Origin of the sequence: Streptomyces sp. NPDC059788 (genome assembly GCF_042732265.1) — a bacterium.
Taxonomy (GTDB): Bacteria; Actinomycetota; Actinomycetes; order Streptomycetales; family Streptomycetaceae; genus Streptomyces.
In genome coordinates, this window is the sequence record NZ_JBHWHY010000107.1 from 1 (window position 1) to 6,643 (window position 6,643).

At 70.0% G+C, this 6,643-nt stretch carries 2 protein-coding genes; both read left to right on the forward strand.

Annotated features, from left to right (window positions below):
- Window positions 1-4,680: an SDR family NAD(P)-dependent oxidoreductase gene (locus tag ACFV57_RS42465; RefSeq protein WP_385244600.1), complete on the forward strand. Its 4,680-nt coding sequence runs from the start codon at window positions 1-3 to the stop codon at window positions 4,678-4,680.
- A 101-nt stretch (window positions 4,681-4,781) separates the two neighbouring features.
- Window positions 4,782-6,643 (forward strand): type I polyketide synthase (locus tag ACFV57_RS42470; RefSeq protein ID WP_385244603.1); only part of this gene is annotated, 1,862 nt, incomplete at its 3' end.

Consider the following 6,643-nt stretch of genomic DNA (forward strand, 5'->3'; position numbering starts at 1 on the left):
GTGTCGTTGGCTGCGGTGTGGCGGTCGTTGGGTGTGGAGCCGGATGCGGTGGTGGGGCATTCGCAGGGGGAGATTGCGGCGGCGTGTGTGGCGGGGGGTTTGTCGTTGGCTGATGGTGCGCGTGTGGTGGCGTTGCGGAGTCGGGCGATTGCGTCGTCGTTGGCGGGGCGTGGCGGGATGATGTCGGTTTCGCTGCCGCTGGAGGCGGTGGAGGCACGCCTGGCCGGGGCCGTGGCTGAGGGTGTTCCGGGGGCTGTGTCTGGGGTGGAGGTTGCGGCGGTTAATGGTCCGGGGTCGGTGGTGGTGGCGGGTGATGTGGAGGCGTTGGCGGGTCTTCGGCGGGTGTGGGAGGGCGAGGGTGTGCGGGTGCGGGTGGTGCCGGTGGATTACGCGTCGCATACCTCGCATGTCGAGGCGATCGAATCCGAACTGGCGGAGGTTCTTGCGGGTATTGAGCCGCGGGTGCCGCGGATTCCGGTGTTCTCTTCGTTGTTGGGGGATTGGCTGGGGGAGGTGGCGTTGGATGCGGGGTATTGGTATCGGAATTTGCGGGAGCGGGTGCGGTTTGAGGATGCGGTGCGGGTTTTGGCGGCGGACGGGTTCGGGGTGTTCATCGAGTCGAGTGCGCATCCTGTGCTGACAGTTCCCGTGCAGGAGACCTTGGAAGATGTGGGCGCTTCCGGGGTGGTGGTGGGTTCGTTGCGGCGTGGTCAGGGTGGTTTGGATCAGTTGTTGGTGTCGGTGGCGCAGGTGTTTGTGCGGGGTGTGGAGGTGGCGTGGGACCGGTTGTTTGTGGGGTCGGGGGCGCGGGTGGTGGGTTTGCCGACGTATGCGTTCCAGCGTGAGCGTTTCTGGCTGGATGCCTCCGCCAATGGCAATGGCGGTAGCGCTGGTGTGGTGGCAGCGGGTTTGGCCCGTGGGGGTCATCCGTTGCTGGGTGCGGTGGTGGAGCTGGCGGGTAGTGGTGGTCTGGTGTTGTCGGGTCGGGTGTCATTGCGTTCGCATCCGTGGCTGGCGGGTCACGCGGTGCTGGGAACGGTGCTGTTGCCGGGGACAGGGTTTGTGGAGCTGGCTGTTGCTGCCGCCGACCGGGTGGGGTGCGCGGGGGTTGAGGAGTTGATGCTGCATGCGCCGCTGGTGCTGCCGGAGGAGGGTGCGGTCACGGTCCAGGTCACGGTCGGTACAGCCGATGCGGCGGGTGGTCGTGAGCTGAGTGTTCACTCCCGCCCGGAGACCCCGGACCGTGCCGACGGCGAGTGGGTTCTGCATGCCTCAGGCCTGCTCACGGCTGCTGCCGAGCCGGGTGCGGCAGCGGATTTGACCGCATGGCCGCCGAGGGACGCCACCGAGATAGAGATGTCGGGTCTCTACGAGCGCGTGGCCGAGCGCGGTTATGGCTACGGTCCTGCTTTCCAGGGCCTTGGTCGTGTCTGGCGGCGTGGTGAGGAAATCTTCGCCGAGGTCGCACTTCCCCAGGACCAGCACGCCCAGGCCGAAGAGTTCATCCTCCACCCCGCCCTCCTCGACGCGGCTTTGCACGGCCTTCTTCCCGGCGCCGTGCTGGACGAAGGCCCAGTGGTGTTGCCGTTCTCATGGTCGGGGGTGACCGTGCACGCGAGTGCGGCCACCGCGTTGCGGGTGCGGCTGACGCCTGCCGGCCTGGATACGTATGCGCTGGTTGCAGCGGATGCCGCTGGTGCGCTGGTTGTCTCGGCCGAGGGGCTGACTTTGCGGCCGGTCTCCGAGCAGGCGCTCCGCGAGGCCATGGGGGCACAACGCGACACGCTCTTCCACCTCGACTGGATAGCGGCCGAGGTTGCCGAGGAGCCGGTCGACGCCGCGACGGTGGCGCTGGTGGGGGCGGAGGCTTCGGGGCTCTTCGAGGGCGCCGCCGGCCTACCCGCTCTCCCCGCTCTGGCCGCGAGTGCGCTGCAGCCCGCGTGGACACTCGTGTCTCCGGCCTCGGGCTGCTGCTGCTGCACCGCCGACGACGTGGTGGCAAGCGCGCGGTCAACGACCGTGGAGGCGCTTGAGCTGCTACGGGAGTGGCTGGCGCAGGAGCGTTTCGCCGACTCCCGGCTGGTGATCGTCACCCGGAACGCGGTGGCCACGGGCGAGCACGAGGCGGCCGACCTCGCCACTTCCGGCGTGTGGGGCCTGCTGCGCAGTGCGCAGACCGAAAACCCCGACCGCTTCGTCCTCGTCGATCTCGACGGTGACGAACAGTCCGTACGTGCCCTGCCGCAGGCGTTGGCCACCGGGGAATCCCAGCTGGCCATCCGTAAGGGCGAGATACTGAGGCCGCGCCTCGCACGGACGACGTCGGCGGAGACGCTGACCCCGCCCGTGGGCGTACGCGAGTGGAGACTGGCGCTCACGGCCAGGGGAACGCTGGACAACCTGACCCTCGCGCCGTGCCCCGAGACGGCGGAGCCCCTGGCGGCGGGCCAGGTGCGTATCGCTGTGCGAGCGGCTGGTCTCAACTTCCGGGACGTGCTGATCTCGCTCGGCATGTACCCCGACGAGACCGCTCTGCCGGGCAGCGAGGGCGCGGGCATCGTGCTCGAAGTCGGGCCCGGCGTCACCGATCTCGCCGTCGGCGACCGCGTCATGGGCTTCCTCACCGGCGGGTTCGGGCCGATGGCGGTCGCCGATCGCCGGCTGCTCGCGCCGATGCCGCGCGGCTGGACGTTCGCCCAGGCCGCAGCGGTGCCGGTGGTCTATCTGACGGCCTACTACGGCCTGGTCGACCTCGGCAGGCTGCGGGCCGGTGACTCGGTACTGATCCACGCCGCCGCGGGGGGAGTGGGCATGGCGGCCGTGCAGATCGCCCGCCATCTCGGCGCCGAGGTCTACGGCACGGCCAGCCCGGGGAAGTGGGGCGCGCTGCACGCGCAGGGATTCGACGATGACCACATCGCTTCGTCCCGCTCGCTGGAGTTCCGCGACGCGTTCGCCGTGGCCACCGGCGGCGAAGGCGTGGATGTCGTACTCAACGCGCTGGCCCGTGAGTTCATCGACGCGTCGCTCGAACTCATGCCGCGCGGCGGGCGCTTCGTGGAGATGGGCAAGACCGACCTCCGCGACGCCGGACGGATAGCCGCGGACCACCCCGGGGTCGAATACCACGCGTTCGAGCTGATGGACGCCGGTCCCGACCGCGTGCAGGAGATGCTCGTCGAGGTGCTCGGCCTGTTCGACCGGGGCGTTCTCAAGCCGCTTCCGATCACGACGTGGGACGTGCGGCGCGCGCCCGCCGCGTTCCGTTTCCTGTCGCAGGCGCGCAACATCGGCAAGATCGTGCTTACCGTCCCGATGGTTCCCGAACACATGGGCACGGTGTTGATCACCGGAGGCACGGGTGGCTTGGGTGCGCTGGCCGCACGTCACCTGGTGACGGAGCAGGGCGTGCGCGACCTCTTGCTGGTCAGCCGTCGGGGTGAACAGGCCCCTGGTGCGGCTGAGCTGGTGGGCGAGTTGTCCGGGCTGGGGGCCCGGGTGAGGGTGGCGGCCTGTGATGTCGCCGACCGTGAGGCCCTGGCCAAGCTGCTGGCGGACATACCGCGGGAGCATCCGCTGACCGCCGTGGTCCATACGGCGGGCATCCTCGACGACGCGACCGTCGCTTCGCTGACCGCCGGGCAGGTGGACGCGGTGCTGCGGCCGAAGGTGGACGCGGCGTGGAACCTGCATGAACTGACCCGCGACCTGGACCTGTCCTCGTTCGTCCTCTACTCCTCCTTCGCGGAGGTGCTGGGAACGGCCGGGCAGGGCAACTACGCCGCCGCCAACGCCTTCCTCGATGCCCTCGCCCAGCACCGCCGTACGCTCGGCCTGCCCGCCACGTCCCTCGCGTGGGGCCTGTGGGCGGAGTCGAGCGGAATGACCGGCCATCTGAGCGACGTCGACCTGCGCCGTATGGCCAAGGACGGGCTGGCCCCGATGACCTCGGCCGACGGCATGGCGCTGTTCGAACGGTCACTGGAAACCGGCAGGACGCTCCTGGCCCCGGCACGGCTGGACGTAACGGCTCTGCGGGCGCGCGGCGACGCTCTCCCCGCGATCCTGCGCGGGCTGACCGCAGGCACCGCAGGCACCGCGGGTGCTGCCGCGCGGCGACGGAGCGCGGTCGCGGACACCGCCGCCGGCGGACCGTCGCTGGCGGAGCGACTGGCGGCACTGCCTGCGGAGGAGCGGGACCGGTTCCTGGTGACTCTCGTCCGTGGTGAGGTGGCCGCGGTGCTCGGCCACTCGGGGGCCGAGGGCATCGGGCAGGACCGGGCATTCAAGGAGCTCGGCTTCGACTCGCTCACCGCGGTCGAACTGCGCAACCGTCTCAATGCCCGCACCGGCCTGCGTCTCGCGACGACGTTGGTGTTCGAATACCCCACTCCCGCTGAGCTGGCCGCCCACCTGCGCGAACAGATCGGTGTGGACGCCGAGGACGTTCCGCGGAGCCACGCGGTGCTCGCCGAACTCGACAAGCTCAGGCTCACCGTCCAGTCGACCGCCGCCGAAGCCGACGCGGCGGAGCGCCAGCAGATCGTGGCCTCCCTCAGGGCGCTGCTCGACCTCTGCGGCGCTGCCGACACCGGCTCGGGCGCCGGCTCCGGCGATGAGGACGATCTCGACTCCGCCAGCGACGACGAACTCTTCGCGCTCGTCAACGAACGCGGCTGAACCGCCGTTCTCCACCCTGGTCACCTGCGACCACCTGCCCCGTCCGGCACGTCCGTCCTACGACTCACTCGACGCTTCAACGCTGGGGAGCCCTGAACCACATGGCTGACGAGAACAAGCTCCGCGAATACCTCAAGCGCTCCATCGCGGACGGCCGTGAGGCCCGCAGGCAGCTGCACGAACTTGAGGAGCGGCAGTACGAGCCGATCGCCATCGTCGGCATGGGCTGCCGCTTCCCGGGCGGCGTGGCGTCGCCCGAGGACCTGTGGCGGCTGGTGGCCGACGGTGTCGACGCGATCTCGCCGTTCCCGGCGGATCGCGGATGGGACCTGGAGGGCCTGTACGACACGGACCCGGAGAGCCCGCGTACCAGCTACGTCCGGGACGGCGGCTTCCTGCACGACGCGGGAGGGTTCGACGCCGACTTCTTCGGGATCTCGCCGCGTGAGGCACTGGGCATGGACCCGCAGCAGCGGCTGCTGCTGGAGACGGCCTGGGAGACCTTCGAACGGGCCGGATTCGACCCCGCCGCACTGCGGGGCTCGCAGGTGGGCGTGTTCGTGGGGGCCACCAACCAGGAATACGGGCCGCGTGTCCACGACGCCCCCGACGCCGTGGAGGGCCACCTCCTCACCGGCACCACCCTCAGCGTCACCTCCGGCCGTATCGCCTACCAGTTCGGGCTGACCGGCCCCGCGGTGACCGTGGACACGGCGTGCTCGTCCTCGTTGGTCAGCCTGCACCTGGCAGCTCAGGCGCTGCGCTCGGGCGAGTGCTCGCTGGCGCTGGCCGGTGGGGTGACGGTCATGTCCTCCCCGGGCGTCTTCGTCGACTTCTCCCGTCAGCGCGGCCTGGCCGCCGACGCCCGCTGCAAGGCCTTCGCCGCCGCGGCGGACGGAACCGACTTCGGCGAGGGCGTGGGCCTCCTGCTGGTGGAGCGGCTGTCGGATGCCCGGAAGAACGGGCACCAGGTGCTGGCCGTCGTACGCGGTACGGCCGTCAATCAGGATGGCGCCTCGAACGGCCTCACGGCCCCGAACGGTCGCGCGCAGCAGCGGGTGATCCGGCAGGCGTTGGCCAATGCGCGTCTGTCGGCGACCGATGTGGATGCGGTGGAGGCGCACGGCACGGGCACGCGTCTCGGCGACCCGATCGAGGCGGACGCGCTGCTGGCCACGTACGGCCAGGAACGCGCGGAAGACCGTCCGCTGTGGCTGGGGTCCATCAAGTCGAACATCGGCCACACGCAGCACGCCGCCGGTGTGGCGGGTGTCATCAAGATGGTCATGGCGATGCGGGAGGGCACCCTTCCGAAGTCACTGCACATCGACGCGCCGACGCCGCATGTGGACTGGTCCGTTGGCGCCGTGGAGCTGTTGACCGATGCCCGGGCGTGGCCGGAGCTGGGGCGTCCGCGCCGAGCCGGCGTGTCGGGGTTCGGCGTGAGCGGAACGAACGCGCACGTCATCCTTGAGCAGGCCGACGCCGATGCTGAGGCCGCGGCCGATGCCGATTCTGATGCCGGCGCTGAGGCTGCTGTTGAAGTAGCGGTCGAGCGGGCTTTGCCGGTGGTTCCGTGGGTGGTGTCCGCGCGTAGTGAGGCGGCTTTGCGCGGCCAGGCCGGGCGGCTGGCGGAGGCCGGCGCTGTGTGTGATCCGGTGGATGTGGGGTTGTCGTTGGTGTCGTCGCGGTCGGTCTTTGAGCACCGGGCTGTGGTGCTGGGTGGGGATCGGGATGGTTTGTTGTCGGGTGTGGGGGCGTTGGCTGGTGGTGGGCCGGCGGTGGGTGTGGTGTCGGGTGTGGTGGCCGGTGGTGGGTTGGGGTTGGTGTTTACGGGTCAGGGTTCGCAGCGGGTGGGGATGGGGCGTGGGTTGTATGAGGTGTTTCCGGTGTTTGCGGGGGCCTTCGATGAGGTGTGTGGGTTGTTTGATGGGGTGTTGGGGCGTTCGGTGCGGGAGTTGGT